Raw genomic sequence first — 18,973 nt, 5'->3', positions numbered from 1 at the left:
AATGGATAAGGAACATCCTCAGGACGAAATGACCATCCTGCTCGACCACCATGGGCAGCGCCCTGCCACAGGGCCATTGACGGATGCGGCTGTGCCACCCTGCATCGAACAATTGCAGGAGCGAATGATCTACGCCGCACACTTGTCGCCGCCCGGGTCGTTCGATATCAGTCTCAATCCTTTGGTCACCGCCGCTTTTGGCTTGCTGTCGCAAGTAATGGACCTCAAGTACGGACGCGAACGTGGGAATTTGCCCACCCTCAAGCAGGAATTGACCTGCGGCCTGGAGCAGTTCGAAGCCCGTGCCTTACAGGGCGGCGTCGAGAGCAGTCAGTTGATGGCTGCTCGCTACGTGCTGTGCACGGTGATAGACGAGACGATCGTCACCACGCCGTGGGGGCTGGCAAGCGAGTGGTCGAAAATAAGCCTATTGAGCTCGTTCCACGGTGAAACCTTTGGCGGTGAAAAGGTTTTCCAATTGCTTGATCGTTTGTCCAAGGACCCGGTCAAGCACCTACCCATGCTCGAATTGCTGTACCTGTGCCTGTCTCTCGGCTTCGAAGGTAAATATCGAGTTCAGACCCGCGGTGCGCTTGAACTTGAAGGTATTCGAGACGCCTTGTACCGGTTGATCCGCCAGGTACAGGGTGACCCTCCCCGCGAGCTGTCAGCTCGACGGGAAAATATTGAGCCTGTGCGTCAAAGCCCGGTGCGCGTTGTCCCGGCGTGGACGGTGCTGGCTTTCACGTTGGCCTGTCTGGGGGTGATGTATTCAAGCTTTGCCTGGGTTTTGAACGGTCAACGCGAGAGCGTCCTGCAACCTTATCAAATGCTGGAATCGGTCACCGCCCAGCCACTGCCATAAACAGGGAAGTGTCATGAAATTGCTTTTCAGGAAAGCCGTGGCGAGGATGCAGCAGACCTGGGTCTGGACGCTGCTATCGGTTCTTTGCATGACGTTGCTGGTGTGGTTCATCGGGCCTCTGCTGGCGGTCAATGACTACAAATTCTGGGCAAGTCCGACGGCCCGCTTGCTGACGATCAGTGTGTTGCTGTTGGGCTGGGGTCTGGGCATGGTTTTCGTCAGTGGACGGAAATTCGACGGTGATCGTCCCCAAGCAAGCGAGGGGGATCAGTCTCCCTTGGTGCGCCTGGCCAGGATTGCTGAGGAACAGCGTGAGCTGCGCGTGCGGTTCGGGGGGGCGTTGAAAACACTCAGGCACTCAAGCCTGTATCCCGGCCGTAGCGAGCGCTGGCGCGACGAGTTGCCTTGGTACCTGATGATGGGACCGCCTGCCAGCGGCAAGACCCGTTTGTTGGAGTGTTCGGGCCTGGAGCGGTCGCTCGGCGGGCTGGAGCGCAAAGCGGTCGGTGATGTGCCGGGTACCCGGCATTGCGACTGGTATTTTGCCGAGAACGCGGTGCTTATCGACACCGCCGGACATTACCTGTACCAGGTGGACAGAGACGTCGATGGCGGCGCTTGGCCCTTGTTGCTCAAACTTTTACGCAAGCGCCGCCGTCATCGTCCCTTGAGCGGTGTGCTGGTGACGATTCCGACGGAGGTCTTGCTGGGCAGCGAAGACGGACTCACTACGCTGGCCTGCCAGATCCGCGGACGGTTGCAAGAAATGCAACGACGGTTGCAGGTCGATCTACCGATTTATCTCATCCTGAGCAAAGCGGACTGCGTGCCGGGTTTCAACGAGTTCTTCGATTCGCTGACGCGCGAGGAGAGCGACCAGGTGTTGGGGGCGAGCTTCAATCGCGACCTGCGCGGTAACGATGTAAGCGCAGTGCGCGCCGAGTTTGAAGAGTTGCTGCGTCGACTCAACAGCCAGGTGACTATGCGCATGCATCAGGAGCGCGATCTGCGGCGCCGTAGCCGCATCCTCGAGTTTCCCTACCAACTGGGGAATATCAGCGCCAACCTGTGCCAACTGGTCGAGATGGCATTCACCGCCGAGGCTTGCCATCTGCGCGGCTTCTACTTGACCTGTGCGTTGCAGCCGCACCGGCCAACGGACCCGAACGGTTTGCAGGGGGAAGCGAGTGTTCGCGCCAGCAGTGTCTCGCACGATAGGCGCTCACGGCGTACCCATCAGTTGCTCAGTCGAGTGATCTTTCCTGAAGCTGATCTGGCCTGTCTCGATCAGCGTGAGCGCCGTCTCATCCGTTGGCGCCACCGAGCGCTCTATCTCGGTGCGCTGACCACTCTGGGTCTGTTTGGCTTGTTGTGGGCCAATGCCTTCTCGGCCAACCATGAGCGCTTGGAACAGCTACGCACATTGGCCCAGCGCTGGGATCAGCAACAATCCACCCAGGCGGATGATGGTTGGAAAGCGATGCTTGAATCGCTCGATACCCGCTTTGAGGCCACTGGGGTTTTTTCGTCCGGCGGTTCGATGCCGCTGTATGAGCGTGTCGGTCTTTACCAGGGTGAAACAAGCAACCCGGTAGTGGTTGACGCCTACAGGCGTGAGTTGCAGGTCCAACTGCTGCCGCGGGTTGCGCAGACGCTGCAAGCGCACATCCACGCTAACTGGAAGGACCGTGAGCAACTGCTCAACAGCCTGCGTGCTTACTTGATGTTGAACCTGCAAGAGCGTCGCGACAGCGAGTGGCTGAAGAACTGTATGGCCAGCGATTGGTCCCGGCGTTACGCCGGCAACCCTGCGCAGCAACAACGACTGAATGCGCATTTCGAACGTCTGCTGGAGCAACCCTTCACCTATGCACTGGACGAGCTGTTGGTGGCGCAGGCTAGGGAAGTTTTGCGCAGCGAATCCCTGGCCACGGTTGTTTATCGAATGTTGCGCGAACAGGCCGGCCATCTGCAGCAATACCGACTTAGTCAGCATTTGGGGCCCCAGGGTACGCTGTTGGTCGGCACCGGTCAGGTCATCCCGGGTTTCTATACTCGTGAAGGCTACGAGCAATATTTTGCGACCCATGGCTCGGTGCTGGTGACTGGATTGCTGCGGGACAACTGGGTACTGGGCGAAAGCGCGGGCCTCAGCGGTATGGATATGCAGCGTCTGATGGTAGAGCTGGAGCAACTGTACTTTCGTGACTATGCCGACCACTGGAGCGAAGCGGTCGGCCTGGTGGCTTTGCACACGATCAGTGATGCGGGCGAGGGGGCCCGACAACTGGCAGGGTTGACCTCGGCTCATTCGCCGATCTTGCAACTGTTGGTGCAAGTGCGCGAAAACACCCAAATCCGGGGCGCTGCGGAGCATATCGACGAACTGACGCAAACGTCGGGGAAAGGCGTTGCGGCGGTGGCGAAGCTGGCCGCTGTAGCCGGGGATATCGAAAGAAGGCCGGAGACCGCGCAAAAAACCCTGCAGCGGCGTTTTGAGGCGCTGCATCGCCTGCTGGACCCGGATAACGGTCCCAGCGCTGATCTGATCCAGGCCTTGCGCGCCGTCGACGAAGTGCAACTGCAACTGGCGAGCCTGGCCCGGGCCAGTGCTCCAGAGCATGCCGCGTTCGAACTGGCCAAGAGCCGCATGGGGGGCCAGCGCGATGCGTTGAGCGATCTGCGCAATGCGTCCGCGCGTTTGCCTCGTCCGGTCAGCGTTTGGTTCAACGGATTGGCTGAAGACACCTGGCGCTTGGTGCTTAACGACTCGTACCGTTACCTGAACCAGCGTTATCAGAGTGAGCTGTACAGTTTCTATGGCTCGGCGATCGATAAGCGGTACCCGTTCAGTGCCCACAGCGCCAGCGACGTTGCACTCAATGACTTCCGGGCGTTCTTCAAGGATCAGGGCATCGTCGAGGGATTCTTCGAAAGCTACATCCGGCCCTTTGTCAGCGGACATCCAGGGCACTATCGCCTGCGCAGCATTGACGGCCAGAGCTTGTCGGTGTCCAGGGCCTATCTCCACCAGATGACGACAGCACACACCATTCGCCAGAGTTTCTTTGCCGAAGACCCGGCCGAACCGCAAGTGCAATTCAGGCTCGAGCCCTACACCTTGGATCCTGCGGTAAGTCGGTCCGAATTTCGCTTCGGTGACAAGGTGCTGGAGTATCGTCACGGTCCGATCCTGCCCATGGCGTTTACCTGGCCAAGCGACGCGCAAAACGGTCGCACGGCGTTGGTACTGGACAGAATGACCGGCCGCGGGCTTGGCATCGAGAAAAATACCGGGCCGTGGTCTTTGTTCCGCTTGTTCGACCTGATGCAGAGCGAGTACATCACCGGGCGCGATGTACGGGTGCTCAAGGCGGATCTGGGTGGGCTGCGGGCCAACTATCTGTTGACCAGCCAACGCACGCCGAACCCGTTTGATATGGGCGTGCTACGCACATTCCGTATGCCGGCGCAGCTCTGATGCAGGGTGTTGCTCCCTGGCGCAGCGCTGCACGCACCGACTCCGGCAAGGTCCGACCCCGCAACGAGGACGCTTTCCTGGAATGCCCTCATTGGGGGCTCTGGGCGGTCGCCGATGGGATGGGTGGGCATTCGGGCGGTGATATCGCCAGTCAGTTGATCGTGGCCAGTCTTGCGCAGCTACCACCGCACCAAGGCCTGGAAGACCGCGTGAGAGCGGTGCGCCAGTGCCTGCGCTGGACTAACCGTCGGCTGAGTCAGGAACTGACCGTCACTGAAGATCATTCCGGCGTCATGGGCAGCACCGTGGTAGCACTGTTGCTGGAAGGTGCTCGTGGGGTCTGCATCTGGGCGGGCGACAGCCGTTGCTACCTGTGGCGTGGCCGGTGCTTGTATCAATTGTCCAGGGACCATTCGTTGCAACGACAACTGATGGAAACGCAGCGCCTCAGTCTCGACGAAGCCCGTACCCATCCGGCAGCCAAGGCTCTGACCCGTGCAGTGGGGGCCGCGCACGAGCTGTCGCTGGAGGTGTTGGAACTCAGTGTCCATCCAGGCGATACGTTTTTGTTGTGCAGTGATGGCTTGTACCAGGATCTGAGTGGCGAAGCGTTGGGTAATGCGTTGAACCTGGCGTCACCGCGCAAGGTGCTGGACCGCCTTTTCCAGGACGCGTTACGCGGGCCGGCGCGGGATAACCTCACGGCTGTGGTGATCCGTCAGTGAATGAGGAGAGTTATCGGGCCACCGGTTGCACTTCTTCCAGCGCGCAATCCTTTGAGAGCCTGCGCTCAGTCGATGTCAGGGAAGTACAGGATCTACTTGCAGGGCGCTATCGTCTCGAACGCTTGCTCGGTGCCGGCGGGATGGGAGTGGTGTACCGCGCAAGGGACCTGCTGCACGAACAATTCGGCGATCCGCAGCCGTACATCGCGCTGAAGATGCTCCGGCAGGCGTTCAGCGAGTCCTGCGATGCGAGTGCGCTGCTTTACAGCGAATTCGCCTTGACCCGGCACCTGCGGCATCCGAACGTGCTGCGCCCCTATACCTTCGATGTGGACGTCGGCTGTGGGCAAGCCTTCATCACGATGGAGCTGATGCACGGCCTGACACTCGACCAACTGCTTTGCGAACGTCCCCTGGGCCTGCCTTGGCATGAGATGCGTGCCATCGCTGTGCCTCTGCTCGATGCCTTGGCCTATGCCCATGGTCGTGGGGTGCTGCACGGTGATCTGAAACCCAGCAACGTCATGCTCAACGGTGGCGATGTGCGTCTATTTGATTTCGGGTTGGGCGTTGCCGAGGAGGGACCGTTGAAGGATCTGCCGAGTTTGAATCGCCAGCGCCTCAATGCCTGGACGCCCGGCTATGCGGCCCCGGAGTTGCTCGAAGGTTCGCCTTTGTCCCAAAAGGCCGATGTCTATGGCGCGGCTTGCCTGTTGTATGAGTTGGCAAGCGGCAAGCATCCATTTCGCCGCTTACCCTCCACCCAGGCTCGCGACGCGGGGCTGGAGCGTGAACTCAAGCCCCCGCGCGATCTGCCCAGGCGTTGTTGGAGGGCGCTGCGTTTGGCACTGGCGTTTGATCCCAGGCAGCGCAGCATCGATGCGCAACAGCTACGAGACGCTCTGGCTAGCGTGTCGTCCTGGTGGTGAGGGCGGTGGGCGTCACGGCAACTCCAACCCGCCGCCTGCCTTGTGCAGTTTCCTCAGGTGCTCGCCGATTTCCTTGACGTTGGCCTCGCTCGCGGCAATTTCGGCCGCACGTTTTGGCTCAAGCAAAGCGCGGACTTCTTTATCCAGGTCTCCGGTCAGCGTCTGGAGTTGCTTCTGGCGCACACTGCTTTCCGATTCCAGTCGCTGCCATTCGCTGGGTTGCGGCAACCCGTAACCGCTGCTGCCCAGCAACTCGGCAGGGCGGCTCAGGAAACCGCTGTTGGCCAGGATCTGTTGCAAGGTGGCGTTGGCCTTTTCCATGCCGCCGTTCTGCAATTCACGGGCACCGAGGTAGCGTTGTTTGACCTCGTCCTGGGCCAGCAACAGTTGTCGGCGATAGCTGGCCTGTTCCAGTAACAGCAACGCCGCGCTGGTGCGCAGGTCGGCCTGTTCGAACCAGGTACGGCGTTCGGCGGCGTCCAGGGCCAGCCAGTCTTCCACCGTTTGTTGCGGGATGGGCAAGTGCTTGCGCAGTACGTCGAACATGGCTTGGTAGCGGTCGCGGAACGAGTCGAAGCGGTAGCCCAAGCGCAAGGCTTCCTTGGGGGCGTCGAGCACGCTGGTGTCGGCCAGGCCGCGGCCCTTGAGCACTTCCAGCAAGCCGTTAGGCATGATGCTGTCCAGGCCCTTGAGTTGCGTGTTGTTGCTGCCGCTGCGCAGCAGTTTCAAGCTTTCCACCGCGCAGTTATTGGACAGGAAGTAGTAGTTGCCGTCATAGCTCCAGTGCATTTCGGCGGCGTGTTCGACGGTTTCCTCGATCTCGGTGCGCGACAGGTTCAACGGCACGGACGCCAGGCTGCGCAGTTCGGTCTTGGTGTACTCGTCGATCACCTGGGACAGCGGCAGCACGAACAGCCGCGACGGGTATTTGCCGACCAGGCCATCCCAGCTCGACAGCTGCACATCGCCCACGAACGCGCGGTACGACAGCACCAGGTGCTGGTCCAGGTCTAAACGGCAATCCGGTCCACGCGGGCGGCCCGGAGCGCAGATCACCAGTCGAAGCATGCTGTGGCCCCAGCGGCTGACCCAGTTCTGGTTGGCTTCGGCCAGCAGGTAGTCGATGGCGTAGACCCGCTCGGGGTCGACCTTGCCCAGTGGGGTCTTGGCGAAATCATTGCCGGCGTTCAGGAAGGCGAACGACTGGGCGCAAGTGTCCTTGGCGGCGGGTGCCCAGCCGAAGTGTTCCTGGTAATAGCGGTAAAGCGCGGGACGTCGGCAAGCGTAGCTCGGGTCGAGGAGAAAGTACTCCATGTTGACCGCGACGAATTCCTTGGGGCTGCTGGTCTCGTAGAGATCGGGGCTACGGGCGACCTGGCGGTTATGTTGTTCGCGCTCCCCACGGCGGCCGACGTACTGGGGCCAGCCGGCGAGGTCCAGCAAACGAGGGTCGTCGCTGAGGGTAAAGCGTCGATCGTTCTGGCCTCGGCATTCATCGGGCAGGCCGATCAGCCCGGCGCTGCCTTGACGTCGGGTGCAGCGCTGGATCAGCACGCGTTCGGCATCCGGCCATAAACGCGAGCGGTCATAGATGTGGGTCAGTTCATGCAGGACGGTGGCGAGCATTTCCCGCCGGACGGTGCCGTGGGGGCGCTGGGTTTTCTGTTTGGCAGCGCTGCCGTCAGTGAGACTGTCGAGCAGGTTGCGGTTGAGGTCCAGCTGCGACACCAACGAGGCTTGGCCGTAGGCGTTGGCGGGCATCTGGTCGGTCCAGCCGACATCGATGCGCCGGTCCAGCCGTTCGATGAAGCGCGGCGGCAGGGCCTGCATGGCTTCATCGAGCAGTGCCTGGCTGGCCTGTTGTTGCGCCGGGCTCAGCCCTTCGCTGTTGAGGTGCAGTTGCAGGCCGGCCTGGGCGGTGCTGCCCATCAGCAGCACCAGGCCGGCCGTCAGCCAGGCGGCAAGCCGCCTCACAATGCGAGGATGGCTTCGGCAAGCACCTGATCACTGGCATCACGTGCTTCTGGTACACGGGTGCGCAAGGTGTCGAAGGCGGCTTCGAGGTGAGCGCCACGAATTTCACCGTTACTGGCGACGAAACTGGCGGCGTCGTCATGGGCTTCGCGGACGATCTTCGAATCGCGGATGGATGTCGTGGTGTCGGAAGTGAAATCAATCGTGCGCTGGGAAGCGCGAACGATGATGTTACTGGTGGCTACCAGGGTATGTGCCTGGGCCACATCGGCCAACACCAGCAGGCCTAAGGCGGCAGCAATCAGCGGGCTACGCATGGAACGACTCCGGAAAAATATGGATAACTATTGGACGAGAATTGCCTGTGCCAGTTCAAGGTCGCTGGCGTGAAGTTTTGGCTGGGTGCGGCGCAGATAATCCAGCGCCGACTCCAACTGTGCGCCTCGCAACTGTCCATCGCTGGCAACGAATGCCGCAGCATCATCGCGAGCGGCGACGAGCAGTTTATGGTCGAAGGGCGCGGAGGTCACCATGCTTGTGGCGTAACCGCTGGCGACTACGAGTTGAGTGGACGTGTCGAAGGCATATGCCGGGACTGACCCACCAAAAGCCAGGAGAAAGACAAGGAGCGGAGCTGGGTAAAAACGCATGGGGCTCGACGGTTGATAGCGAGCCTGAAGGCTAGCGCAAAGCGCCAGCCCAGAGCCAGGGCTGAAACATCGGTACACGCCTTGGGTGCCGATATTTCATCTTCCGTCAGATCACCAGAATGGCTTGCGCCAGTTGTGCATCGGTGGCGTTCAGTTGTGGCGCCTGCTGACGGATGTAATCCAGGGCGCTTTCCAGTTTCACGCCACGGATGGCGCCTTCGCTGGCCACGAAGCTGGCGGCGTCATCACGGGCCGCCTGGACGATCTTGTTGTCACGCAGCGACGAGGTGGCATCAGACGACGCATCGGACGTGGCCTTGAGCGCGCCGACGACAGCGTCCGTGGTCACGATAAAGCTGCTGGCGCTGGATTGGGCGGCGACGGCCAGCAAGGCAGCTGCGCTGAGCAGGCGAAGACGGATCATGGGGAAACTCCTTGGATGATGAGATGTACCGGTGCGCGTAGCAGGAAGAGGAGGCGCATGCGGGACTTGCGGTACGGGTTCGCCTCGATAGTAAGGCAGAACGAGTCGGTTGGCAGCCTTGGGCGTACCCGGGCGTTGAGTTATCGCACGGTCGATAAACTGTACTGGTGACTGGTTAATATTTTGAAAACTGTTATGTCCGCAAGAATGAGGTGAAAATTTGACCCTTGAAACGACAAGACCCGTCGCGGTTTCCCGCGACGGGTCTTGTTTGTTCAATTCGGTGCTGGCAGTGGACCCGGTGGGTCAGGGCCAGCGAGCCTGAGTTAGCGCCAGAACGGCTTGCTCAGCTCTTCGTAGCGTTGTGCTTCGCTGATACCGGCGTCGGCCAGCAGACGCGAATCCAGGCGAGCCAGTTGATGGCGGCTGGAGATGCGGCGCTGCCACAGCATCAGGTTAGCGATCACACGCAGAGGCAGGGAAGCCTGGTTTTTTTCAGCTTTGTCTTCGAAAAACAGCTCGGAACTGAGTGTACGTTCCATGGTTGACATCCTTCCGCTTGTGGCGGGATTAGGTAGTGGTTTAACTGGTGCCCATGATCCTCTCGTTTGGCCAGTCTCTCTAGATACAGTTCATCTGTATTGTGAGAGACCAGTTAACTGTTAAAGGGGGGTGTACTGGTCGATATTGAGGCAACTGTACCTGTCAGCACTGAAATGGTGCGATTTTTGACCGAGAGTACTGCTGAGTAGGAAAAGACTGTAAGAAAACACCGGTACAGCAGTACAGTTTTTGTCATTGAAGAGGCTTGTTGGAAGGCCACTGCAAAACTGTATTTGCCCTACCGGTGGTCCAGCTGTATCAAACCGCGAGCATGCGCCCGGTTTCTTCCAGGTTCATGTGCCAGCTCAACGCTTCGCGAAGAACGTGTGGGGTATGTCCACCCAAGGCGCATGCGGCTTCGAAATAATCATTCAAGGCCTGGCGATAGGAAGGGTGCACACAATTGTCGATGACGGCCCGGGCCCGCTCCCGTGGCGCCAGGCCCCGCAGGTCGGCGAGGCCGACTTCGGTGACCAGGATGTCGACATCATGTTCGGTGTGGTCCACATGGCTGACCATCGGCACTACGCTGGAAATCGCGCCGCCCTTGGCAATCGATTTGGTCACGAAGATCGCCAGGTGCGCATTGCGCGCGAAGTCCCCCGAGCCCCCGATGCCGTTCATCATTCGCGTGCCGCAGACGTGGGTGGAGTTGACGTTGCCGTACAGGTCGAACTCCAGCGCCGTGTTGATGGCAATGATGCCCAGGCGCCGCACCACTTCAGGGTGGTTGGAGATTTCCTGTGGGCGCAGCACCAGTTTGTCCTTATACCTTTCCAGGTTGCCGAAGACGTCGGCATTGCGGCGGCTCGACAGGGTGATGGAGCTGCCGGAGGCGAAACTCAGCTTGCCCGCATCGATCAGGTCGAATGTCGAGTCCTGCAGGACCTCGGAGTACATGGTCAGGTCTTCGAACGGGGACGCGATCAACCCACACATGACGGCGTTGGCAATGTTGCCGATACCTGCCTGCAGCGGCCCAAGCTTGTTGGTCATGCGCCCGGCCGCGACTTCTTGCTTGAGGAAGTCGATCAAGTGATCGGCAATCGCCTGGGTCTCGCTGTCCGGTGGGATGACGGTGGACGGCGAATCCGCTTGTTGAGTGATGACGATGGCGGCGATCTTTTCCGGCGGGATCGGGATGGCGGTACTGCCAATGCGGTCGTCAGCCTTCACCAGGGGGATGGGCGTGCGAGTCGGCCGGTAGGTCGGTATATAGATGTCGTGCAACCCCTCCAGGTTGGGGTTGTGGGCCAGGTTGATCTCAACGATCACCTGCTTGGCGAAGATGGCGAAACTGGCCGAGTTACCCACGGAAGTGGTGGGCACGATATGACCCTGTTCGGTAATGGCTACTGCTTCAATCACGGCGATGTCGGGCAGCTTGAGCTGCGCGTTGCGCATTTGCTCTACGGTTTCCGAGAGATGCTGGTCGATGAACATCACCTCGCCAGCGTTGATTGCCTTGCGCAGCGTGCTGTCGACCTGGAAGGGCATGCGCCTGGCCAATACGCCGGCCTCGGTCAGTTGCTTGTCCAGGTCATTGCCCAGGCTGGCGCCGGTCATCAGGCTGATTTTCAGCGGGGTGATCTTGGCGCGTTCAGCCAAGGCATGAGGCACCGCTTTCGCCTCACCGGCGCGGGTGAAACCGCTCATGCCGACGGTCATGCCGTCCTCGATCAGCAAGGCTGCTTCGGCAGCGCTCATTACCTTATTCAACAAAGAGGGGAGGCGGATGCGATCACGGTACATAGGTCATTGTCTCGGGCTGGAAGCAAGATGCGCAGTCTAGTGAATTCGCGCTATGCCCGACCCGCTACATAAGTCGCATTTAAGGCGTCTATTACGGGCGTTTCAGGCAAAACATTGTTACCGGATCGGTAATATTTTGCCTTGATACAAATCAAAACGCCCCGACAAGTCGGGGCGTTGTTGATCAAGCAATGGAACATTATTCCACGGCTTTGACCATGTCTTCGATAACCTTCTTGGCGTCACCAAACACCATCATGGTCTTGTCGAGGTAGAACAATTCATTGTCCAGGCCCGCGTAGCCGCTGGCCATCGAGCGCTTGTTGACGATGATGGTCTTGGCCTTGAAGGCTTCCAGGATCGGCATGCCGGCGATTGGCGACTTCGGATCGTTCTTCGCCGCCGGGTTGACCACGTCGTTGGCGCCCAGCACCAGCACCACGTCGGCCTGGCCGAACTCGGAGTTGATGTCTTCCATCTCGAACACCTGGTCGTAAGGCACCTCGGCCTCGGCCAGCAAGACGTTCATGTGCCCAGGCATACGCCCGGCCACCGGGTGGATCGCGTATTTAACGGTCACGCCGTGGTGGGTCAGCTTCTCGGTCAGCTCTTTCAAGGCGTGCTGCGCCCGCGCCACTGCCAGGCCATAGCCCGGCACGATGATCACGGTGTCGGCGTTGGTCAGCAGGAAGGTCGCATCGTCAGCCGAACCGGACTTCACCGGACGGGCTTCTTTCGATCCGGCAGGGCCTGCCGCATCTGCCGTGTTGCCGAAACCGCCCAGCAGCACGTTGAAGAACGAACGGTTCATCGCCTTGCACATGATGTACGAGAGGATCGCACCGCTCGAGCCCACCAGGGAGCCGGCGATGATCAGCATCGAGTTGTTCAGCGAGAAGCCGATCCCCGCCGCTGCCCAGCCGGAATAACTGTTGAGCATCGACACCACCACCGGCATGTCCGCGCCGCCGATCGGGATGATGATCAGCACGCCCAGGACGAAGGCCAGGGCAAGCATCAAGGCGAATGCGCCGAAGTTGCCCGTCATCATGAAGGTGACGCCCAGGCCCAGGGTCGCCAGACCCAGGATCAGGTTGAGCTTGTGCTGACCACCGAACTGTACTGGCGCGCCTTGGAACAGGCGGAACTTGTACTTGCCCGAGAGCTTGCCAAAGGCGATCACCGAACCGGAGAAGGTGATGGCACCAATGGCTGCGCCGAGGAACAGCTCCAGACGGTTACCGGCCGGGATGGAGTCGCCCAATTGCTTGACGATGCCCAGGGACTGCGGCTCGACGACAGCGGCGATAGCGATGAAGACCGCCGCCAGGCCGATCATGCTGTGCATGAACGCCACCAGCTCCGGCATCTTGGTCATCTCGACGCGCTTGGCCATGATCGAGCCCGCGGTGCCGCCGATCAGCAGGCCGACGATGACATAACCGATGCCTGCGGTGGCGAGCTCAGCCCCCAGCTTATAAATGAGGCCCACGGTAGTCGCGATGGCCAGTGCCATGCCGAGCATGCCGAACAGGTTGCCGCGACGGGACGTGGTCGGGTGCGACAGGCCTTTGAGGGCTTGGATGAAGCAGATGGACGCGATCAGGTAGAGCGTCGTTACCAGGTTCATGCTCATTACTTGGGCGCCTCTTCTTTTACGGCTTTCGGGGCTTTTTTCTTGAACATCTCAAGCATGCGGCGCGTCACCAGGAAGCCACCGAACACGTTCACCGCCGCCAGGGCCACGGCCAGCGTGCCCATGGTCTTGCCCAGCGGTGTTACGGTCAGCGCGGCAGCGAGCATGGCGCCGACGATCACGATGGCCGAAATGGCGTTGGTCACGGCCATCAAGGGTGTGTGCAATGCGGGTGTAACGTTCCAGACCACGTGGTAACCGACATAAATCGCCAGCACGAAGATGATCAGGTTGTAGATACCGGGGGAGATGAGCTCTTCCATTGTCTGAATCCCTGCTTAGGCGTTTTTGCGGATGACCTGGCCGTCGCGGCACATCAGGCACGCGGCGACGATGTCGTCTTCAAGGTTCACGTCGAACTGACCTTCCTTGGTGAAGACCAGCTTCAGGAAGTCCAGCAGGTTGCGGGCATACAGCGCCGAAGCGTCAGCGGCGACTTCACCGGCCAGGTTGGTCGGGCCGACGATGGTCACGCCGTTCGCGACAACCACTTGGTCGGCCACGGTCAGCGGGCAGTTGCCGCCTTGGGCCGCCGCGAGGTCGATGACCACCGAGCCGGGTTTCATCTGCGCAACGGTTTCGGCGCTCAGCAAGGTCGGTGCCTTGCGGCCGGGAATCAATGCAGTGGTGATGACGATATCCGCCTGCTTGGCGCGCTCATGCACGGCCTGGGCCTGGCGCTGCATCCAGCTGGCAGGCATGGGGCGCGCGTAACCACCGACACCGACGGCGCACTCGCGCTCTTCATCGGTTTCGTAAGGCACGTCGACGAACTTGGCGCCCAGGGATTCGATTTGTTCCTTCACGGCCGGACGCACGTCCGACGCCTCGATCACCGCACCCAGGCGCTTGGCCGTGGCAATGGCCTGCAAACCGGCCACGCCCGCGCCGAGAATCAGCACGCGCGCCGCTTTCACGGTGCCCGCCGCCGTCATCAGCATCGGCATGAAGCGAGGGTAGTAGTGGGCGGCCAGCAGCACAGCTTTGTAGCCGGCAATGTTCGCCTGGGACGACAGCACATCCAGGCTCTGGGCACGGGAAGTCCGTGGCGCGGCCTCAAGGGCGAAAGCGGTGATGCCGCGCTCGGCCAACTTGGCGATGGTTTCGTTGTTGAACGGATTGAGCATGCCCACCAGAACGGTGCCGCTCTTGATCAGCGCAAGCTCGCTGTCGCTGGGGGCGACCACCTTGAGAATCAGCTCGGCGCCGAACGCATCATTGGCAGTGCCAATGGTCGCGCCCGCTGCCTCATAGGCACTGTCGATAACGCTGGCCTTGATGCCCGCGCCGCTTTGGACCGTGACTTTATGGCCTTGGCCGACCAGCTTCTTGATGGTTTCCGGGGTAGCAGCAACCCGTGTTTCACCCGTTTGGGTTTCGAGGGGAACACCAATGTGCACGTCAAATCTCCTGCGTGATCTTATTGAGTAAACCCAGGCACTTCGGATGGTGCGGCTGGGGGCGGCCGATCAGCACGATCCCGCCTGAGAACAGGCGGGGCGCGGCATTTTGCAGGCGAAAATTCAGCCCTTCAAGGGATTATGACGGGTGACGGAAAATTAACTACAAGTCACCCTGTGACCGAATGTCGCAATAATCGACCGGCATCCCGTGTAGGCCGTGCTGTTCAAGGGTTCTGGCTAAAACTGACAAAATATTCCCATCGGCCAGGTGAATAGGCCTCGATAGGGTACGCTATATGGCTCTAGGCCATGTATTTCAACGCTTTAGAGACTACTGTACTAACTTCGCGCCGGACTGACTGAATGCGACATATAGTTATATCTGTAGCGACCTTGATTAGTTCACTACCTAAATCGGATAGTCACTTTTTACTTATTAATCAAAGGTATAGCTGTTTGCCTGGTTTACAAGCCAATCACGAAAAGCACGAAGCGAAGCCGATTCGACCTTTCGCTCAGGAATCATCAGGTAGTACGCCTTGATGCTCGACAGCGCGTTATGGTTGGCAACAACCAGGCGTTTCTCGGCCAATTCACGCTGGATCAAAAAGGGTGGGATCAATGCAATCCCCATGTCGTGCATGGCGGCTTGGGCCAGCATGGAGAATAGTTCATAACGCGGGCCTGTCAGGTCCCGTGCGATGTTCAGGTTTTGAGCGTTGAACCATTGGCGCCACGCATAGGGGCGGGTGGTCTGCTGGAGCAAGGGTAATTCCGCGATGGCTTCAGGCGTGAGGCTGTCCTGGTCACCGAGTAGGGCTGGACTGCATACAGGCATCGGATTTTCGCCCATCAGTTTGTGGGATTCGGTACCGGACCAGTCTGCATCGCCGAAATAGATGGCGGCGTCGAAATCGGTATCGGCAAAGAGAAAGGGGCGCGTGCGGTTGGTCAGGTTGACCGTGACCTCCGGGTGCGCCTGTTGGAAATCCTTGAGGCGCGGCAGCAGCCATTGGGTGCCGAATGTCGGGACCACCGCCAACTCGATCACGTTGGCGCCGGTGTGCCCCATGACCGACAGGGTGTCGCGCTCTACGGCGTCCAGTTGGGTAGCAACCCGTCGACTGTAGGAAAGACCCGCCTCGGTCAGTTTGACTCCGCGCCGTGAGCGTCGGAACAACTCCACATTGAGAAAATCCTCCAGGCTGGCGATCTGTCGGCATATCGCCCCTTGAGTCAGGGAAAGCTCCTGGGCGGCCTTGGTGAAGCTTTCATGGCGCGCGGCGGCCTCGAAGCTGACCAGGGCGGCGGTGCTGGGGATTTTACGACGCATGTACGGCTCCCTCACTCATTATCGAAATAAACGCGGTTTATGGCGTTTACGAAGTGAGAAATTAGCACAAGAGGGTGCGCAATCGTCGTTTGCCTTGGTAGGAAACGGCGCCTAGGATCAACCCACGCTATTCACTTAATTGACGAGGACCTCTTTCATGGCCGGCAAAGCGAGCTTCAACTGGATCGATCCCTTGTTGCTGGATCAGCAGCTCACTGAAGAGGAGCGCATGATCCGCGACACTGCTGAGCAGTTCGCCCAACAAAAACTTTCGCCGCGTGTGCTGGAAGCGTTCCGTCATGAAAAGACTGATCCGGCGATCTTTCGTGAGATGGGTGAAGTTGGGCTGCTGGGGGCGACCATTCCCGAGCAGTACGGCGGCAGCGGGCTGAACTACGTCAGCTATGGCCTGATCGCTCGGGAAGTAGAGCGCGTCGACTCCGGCTATCGCTCGATGATGAGCGTGCAATCTTCGCTGGTCATGGTCCCGATCAACGAATTCGGCACTGAGGCCCAGAAGCAGAAATACTTGCCGAAACTGGCCTCTGGCGAATGGATCGGTTGCTTCGGTCTGACTGAGCCGAACCACGGTTCCGATCCAGGCGCGATGATTACCCGTGCGCGCAAGGTGGAGGGCGGCTACAGCCTGACCGGCAGCAAGATGTGGATCACCAACAGCCCCATCGCCGATGTCTTTGTCGTCTGGGGCAAGGATGACGCCGGCGATATCCGGGGCTTCGTGCTCGAGAAAGGCTGGAAGGGCCTGAGTGCGCCGGCCATTCACGGCAAAGTCGGGCTGCGGGCCTCGATCACCGGTGAGATCGTCATGGACAACGTGTTCGTTCCGGAAGAAAACATCTTCCCGGATGTGCGTGGCCTGAAAGGTCCGTTCACTTGTCTGAACTCGGCGCGCTATGGCATTTCCTGGGGCGCCCTGGGGGCTGCCGAGTTCTGCTGGCACACCGCTCGCCAATACACTCTGGATCGGCAGCAGTTCGGACGCCCCTTGGCGGCCAATCAGTTGATCCAGAAGAAACTGGCCGACATGCAGACGGAAATCACCCTGGCCTTGCAAGGATGCCTGCGACTGGGCCGCATGAAAGACGAAGGCATCGCGGCGGTGGAAATCACCTCGATCATGAAGCGCAACTCCTGCGGCAAGTCGCTGGACATCGCTCGCATGGCGCGGGACATGCTCGGTGGCAACGGTATTTCCGATGAGTTCGGCATTGCGCGGCATCTGGTGAATCTGGAGGTTGTGAACACCTACGAAGGCACGCACGACGTTCATGCGCTGATCCTGGGGCGGGCGCAAACCGGAATCCAGGCGTTCTATTAATAGGAGAACGATGATGGGCGCGCTTTCGCATCTGCGGGTACTGGATTTATCGAGGGTACTGGCCGGGCCCTGGGCGGGGCAGATCCTGGCGGACCTGGGAGCAGAGGTTATCAAGGTCGAGCGTCCTGGGAGCGGTGACGATACCCGCGCCTGGGGGCCACCCTTCTTGAAGGATGCACTGGGGGAGAATACGAGCGAAGCGGCCTATTACCTGTCGGCCAATCGAAACAAGCAGTCAGTCACGATCGACTTCACCCGTCCCGAGGGCCAGGCGCTGGTACGGGAGCTGGCAGCCAAGTCCGACATCCTGATCGAGAACTTCAAGGTCGGCGGGTTGGCGGCTTATGGCCTGGACTACGATTCGTTGAAGGCGATCAATCCGCAGCTGATCTATTGCTCGATCACCGGCTTTGGCCAGACCGGCCCCTATGCCAAGCGCGCGGGGTATGACTTCATGATCCAAGGGTTGGGCGGCTTGATGAGCCTTACCGGTCGACCTGAAGGTGATGAGGGGGCTGGCCCGGTCAAGGTTGGTGTGGCATTGACGGATATTCTTACGGGGCTTTATTCGACCGTTGCCATTCTGGCTGCGCTGGCTCATCGCGATCATGCGGGGGGTGGGCAGCACATCGACATGGCCTTGCTGGATGTCCAGGTGGCGTGTCTGGCCAATCAGGCGATGAATTACCTGACCACGGGTCATGCGCCGAAGCGGTTGGGTAATGCGCACCCGAACATTGTGCCTTATCAGGATTTTCCTACAGCCGATGGTGATTTCATCCTTACCGTGGGTAATGACAGTCAGTTCCGCAAATTTGCCGAAGTTGCCGGTCAGCCGCAGTGGGCCGACGATCCTCGTTTCGCCACGAATAAGCAGAGGGTGGCAAATCGAGTGCTACTGATTCCCTTGATCCGTCAGGCGACGGTGTTCAAAACCACGGCTGAATGGGTGGCTCGATTGGAAGAGGTCGGGGTGCCTTGTGGGCCTATCAATGATCTGGCCCAGGTGTTTGCCGACCCTCAGGTGCGGGCCCGTGGCCTGGCAATGGAATTACCTCACGCGTTGGGGGGCACGGTGCCGCAAGTCGCCAGTCCGATTCGCTTGTCCGAGACACCTATAGAGTATCGAAGTGCGCCGCCTTTGCTGGGGGAGCATACGCTGGAGGTGCTGCAGCGGGTGCTGGGGTTGGATGAGGCTGCAGTGGCGGCTTTTAGAGAGGCGGGGGTTCTGTGACGCTTGCGGCTATATAAGGCCGGCTTTCATGGCCAGTGGGGCGGGTTGATTCTGGGTGTTTCGCAACTTATTGATAGAAAAGCAAAATAAGTGTTGACGGCGAATTCTGGAGCTCTATAATTCGCCCCACTTCCGGCGCAGTCGAAACGGAAAACTCCTTGAGATTCAATGAGTTAAGTAAGTTTCGGCGGTACAGGGCTTCAATTCGTCGAAGTCCGGAAGCGCTGGAAAAGAGGTGTTGACAGCAGCGGGTAACGCTGTAGAATTCGCCTCCCGCTGACGAGAGATCGAAAGCGCAAGTGGTTGAAGTTGTTCATGTTTCCAAAGCGAAATCTTGAAAACTTCTGAAATAATCGCTTGACAGATGCACGGGGCGCTGTAGAATGCGCGCCTCGGTTGAGACGAAAGACTCAGCCAATCGCTCTTTAACAACTGAATCAAGCAATTCGTGTGGGTGCTTGTGAAGTCAGACTGCTAGTCAACAGATTATCAGCATCACAAGTTACTCCGCGAGAAATCAAAGATGTAACCAACGATTGCTGAGCCAAGTTTAGGGTTTTCTCAA

Annotated in this window: 16 protein-coding genes; 6 read left to right on the top strand and 10 right to left on the bottom strand. The window is 59.6% G+C overall.

The genetic code is table 11. The features are described from left to right. Position 1: 1 nt before the first annotated feature. From icmH to ACODSJ_RS00065, 4 genes are read left to right on the top strand one after another with little or no spacing between them, the layout of a single operon-like run. Complete coding sequence (gene icmH, locus ACODSJ_RS00080; RefSeq protein ID WP_489099792.1) at positions 2 to 865, top strand: type IVB secretion system protein IcmH/DotU; 864 nt, start codon at positions 2 to 4, stop codon at positions 863 to 865. A gap of 13 nt (positions 866 to 878) precedes the next feature. Further along, a complete protein-coding gene (gene tssM, locus ACODSJ_RS00075) occupies positions 879 to 4,346 on the top strand; it encodes a type VI secretion system membrane subunit TssM (RefSeq protein WP_489099791.1) in 3,468 nt (1,155 codons plus the stop codon). Continuing rightward, a complete protein-coding gene (locus ACODSJ_RS00070) occupies positions 4,346 to 5,071 on the top strand; it encodes a PP2C family protein-serine/threonine phosphatase (RefSeq protein ID WP_489099790.1) in 726 nt (241 codons plus the stop codon). The genes tssM and ACODSJ_RS00070 overlap by 1 nt, the downstream gene beginning before the upstream one ends. Further along, complete coding sequence (locus tag ACODSJ_RS00065) at positions 5,068 to 6,000, top strand: serine/threonine-protein kinase (RefSeq protein ID WP_489099789.1); 933 nt, start codon at positions 5,068 to 5,070, stop codon at positions 5,998 to 6,000. The genes ACODSJ_RS00070 and ACODSJ_RS00065 overlap by 4 nt, the downstream gene beginning before the upstream one ends. A gap of 12 nt (positions 6,001 to 6,012) precedes the next feature. Here the strand turns inward: ACODSJ_RS00065 and ACODSJ_RS00060 are convergent, their stop codons facing one another. The 10 genes from ACODSJ_RS00060 to ACODSJ_RS00015 all read right to left on the bottom strand — a co-directional run bounded on the left by ACODSJ_RS00060 (position 6,013) and on the right by ACODSJ_RS00015 (position 15,835). Further along, entirely contained in the window at positions 6,013 to 7,974 is a 1,962-nt protein-coding gene (locus tag ACODSJ_RS00060; protein WP_489099788.1) for a DUF7844 domain-containing protein, read from the bottom strand. After that, entirely contained in the window at positions 7,971 to 8,291 is a 321-nt protein-coding gene (locus ACODSJ_RS00055; protein ID WP_003187020.1) for a DUF2388 domain-containing protein, read from the bottom strand. Before ACODSJ_RS00055 ends, ACODSJ_RS00060 begins: the two co-directional genes overlap by 4 nt. A gap of 27 nt (positions 8,292 to 8,318) precedes the next feature. After that, complete coding sequence (locus ACODSJ_RS00050; protein WP_489099787.1) at positions 8,319 to 8,624, bottom strand: DUF2388 domain-containing protein; 306 nt, start codon at positions 8,622 to 8,624, stop codon at positions 8,319 to 8,321. A 106-nt stretch (positions 8,625 to 8,730) separates the two neighbouring features. Beyond that, the gene (locus tag ACODSJ_RS00045) at positions 8,731 to 9,048 is read right to left on the bottom strand and encodes a DUF2388 domain-containing protein (protein WP_489099786.1); all 318 of its coding nucleotides are present in this window, start codon (positions 9,046 to 9,048) and stop codon (positions 8,731 to 8,733) included. Between the two features lie 326 nt (positions 9,049 to 9,374). Next, positions 9,375 to 9,590: a DUF1127 domain-containing protein gene (locus ACODSJ_RS00040; protein WP_260958455.1), complete on the bottom strand. Its 216-nt coding sequence runs from the start codon at positions 9,588 to 9,590 to the stop codon at positions 9,375 to 9,377. Between the two features lie 319 nt (positions 9,591 to 9,909). Continuing rightward, the gene (gene scpC, locus ACODSJ_RS00035; protein ID WP_489099785.1) at positions 9,910 to 11,403 is read right to left on the bottom strand and encodes a succinyl-CoA:acetate CoA-transferase ScpC; all 1,494 of its coding nucleotides are present in this window, start codon (positions 11,401 to 11,403) and stop codon (positions 9,910 to 9,912) included. A gap of 199 nt (positions 11,404 to 11,602) precedes the next feature. Further along, complete coding sequence (locus ACODSJ_RS00030) at positions 11,603 to 13,039, bottom strand: NAD(P)(+) transhydrogenase (Re/Si-specific) subunit beta (protein WP_489099784.1); 1,437 nt, start codon at positions 13,037 to 13,039, stop codon at positions 11,603 to 11,605. Next, positions 13,039 to 13,362, bottom strand: a complete 324-nt coding sequence (locus ACODSJ_RS00025; RefSeq protein ID WP_003187010.1) for an NAD(P) transhydrogenase subunit alpha part 2 — start codon at positions 13,360 to 13,362, stop codon at positions 13,039 to 13,041. Before ACODSJ_RS00025 ends, ACODSJ_RS00030 begins: the two co-directional genes overlap by 1 nt. A 15-nt stretch (positions 13,363 to 13,377) precedes the next feature. Continuing rightward, entirely contained in the window at positions 13,378 to 14,499 is a 1,122-nt protein-coding gene (locus ACODSJ_RS00020; RefSeq protein WP_489099783.1) for a Re/Si-specific NAD(P)(+) transhydrogenase subunit alpha, read from the bottom strand. Between the two features lie 439 nt (positions 14,500 to 14,938). Then, positions 14,939 to 15,835: a LysR family transcriptional regulator gene (locus ACODSJ_RS00015; RefSeq protein ID WP_489099782.1), complete on the bottom strand. Its 897-nt coding sequence runs from the start codon at positions 15,833 to 15,835 to the stop codon at positions 14,939 to 14,941. 157 nt (positions 15,836 to 15,992) lie between these two features. On the opposite strand from ACODSJ_RS00015, the gene ACODSJ_RS00010 reads away from it, so the two are divergent. Both ACODSJ_RS00010 and ACODSJ_RS00005 read left to right on the top strand, forming a co-directional pair. After that, complete coding sequence (locus ACODSJ_RS00010) at positions 15,993 to 17,174, top strand: acyl-CoA dehydrogenase (protein ID WP_489099781.1); 1,182 nt, start codon at positions 15,993 to 15,995, stop codon at positions 17,172 to 17,174. A 10-nt stretch (positions 17,175 to 17,184) separates the two neighbouring features. Further along, on the top strand, positions 17,185 to 18,408 hold the full coding sequence (locus tag ACODSJ_RS00005; protein ID WP_489099780.1) for a CaiB/BaiF CoA transferase family protein: 1,224 nt from the start codon (positions 17,185 to 17,187) through the stop codon (positions 18,406 to 18,408). Positions 18,409 to 18,973 lie beyond the last annotated feature (565 nt).

The organism is Pseudomonas sp. FG6 (genome assembly GCF_057809015.1).
The sequence above is the reverse complement of the archived record's forward strand: the minus strand, read 5'-3'. Positions and strand labels throughout refer to the sequence as shown.

What these genes read in the sequence shown, in the direction of transcription:
- ACODSJ_RS00050 (WP_489099787.1), bottom strand. Translation starts at nt 8,624, where the DNA reads ATGCGTTTTTACCCAGCTCCGCTCCTTGTCTTTCTCCTGGCTTTTGGT.
- ACODSJ_RS00040 (WP_260958455.1), bottom strand. Translation starts at nt 9,590, where the DNA reads ATGGAACGTACACTCAGTTCCGAGCTGTTTTTCGAAGACAAAGCTGAA.
- ACODSJ_RS00070 (WP_489099790.1), top strand. Translation starts at nt 4,346, where the DNA reads ATGCAGGGTGTTGCTCCCTGGCGCAGCGCTGCACGCACCGACTCCGGC.
- ACODSJ_RS00030 (WP_489099784.1), bottom strand. Translation starts at nt 13,039, where the DNA reads ATGAGCATGAACCTGGTAACGACGCTCTACCTGATCGCGTCCATCTGC.
- ACODSJ_RS00055 (WP_003187020.1), bottom strand. Translation starts at nt 8,291, where the DNA reads ATGCGTAGCCCGCTGATTGCTGCCGCCTTAGGCCTGCTGGTGTTGGCC.
- ACODSJ_RS00005 (WP_489099780.1), top strand. Translation starts at nt 17,185, where the DNA reads ATGATGGGCGCGCTTTCGCATCTGCGGGTACTGGATTTATCGAGGGTA.
- ACODSJ_RS00045 (WP_489099786.1), bottom strand. Translation starts at nt 9,048, where the DNA reads ATGATCCGTCTTCGCCTGCTCAGCGCAGCTGCCTTGCTGGCCGTCGCC.
- tssM (WP_489099791.1), top strand. Translation starts at nt 879, where the DNA reads ATGAAATTGCTTTTCAGGAAAGCCGTGGCGAGGATGCAGCAGACCTGG.
- ACODSJ_RS00015 (WP_489099782.1), bottom strand. Translation starts at nt 15,835, where the DNA reads ATGCGTCGTAAAATCCCCAGCACCGCCGCCCTGGTCAGCTTCGAGGCC.
- icmH (WP_489099792.1), top strand. Translation starts at nt 2, where the DNA reads ATGGATAAGGAACATCCTCAGGACGAAATGACCATCCTGCTCGACCAC.
- ACODSJ_RS00025 (WP_003187010.1), bottom strand. Translation starts at nt 13,362, where the DNA reads ATGGAAGAGCTCATCTCCCCCGGTATCTACAACCTGATCATCTTCGTG.
- ACODSJ_RS00010 (WP_489099781.1), top strand. Translation starts at nt 15,993, where the DNA reads ATGGCCGGCAAAGCGAGCTTCAACTGGATCGATCCCTTGTTGCTGGAT.
- scpC (WP_489099785.1), bottom strand. Translation starts at nt 11,403, where the DNA reads ATGTACCGTGATCGCATCCGCCTCCCCTCTTTGTTGAATAAGGTAATG.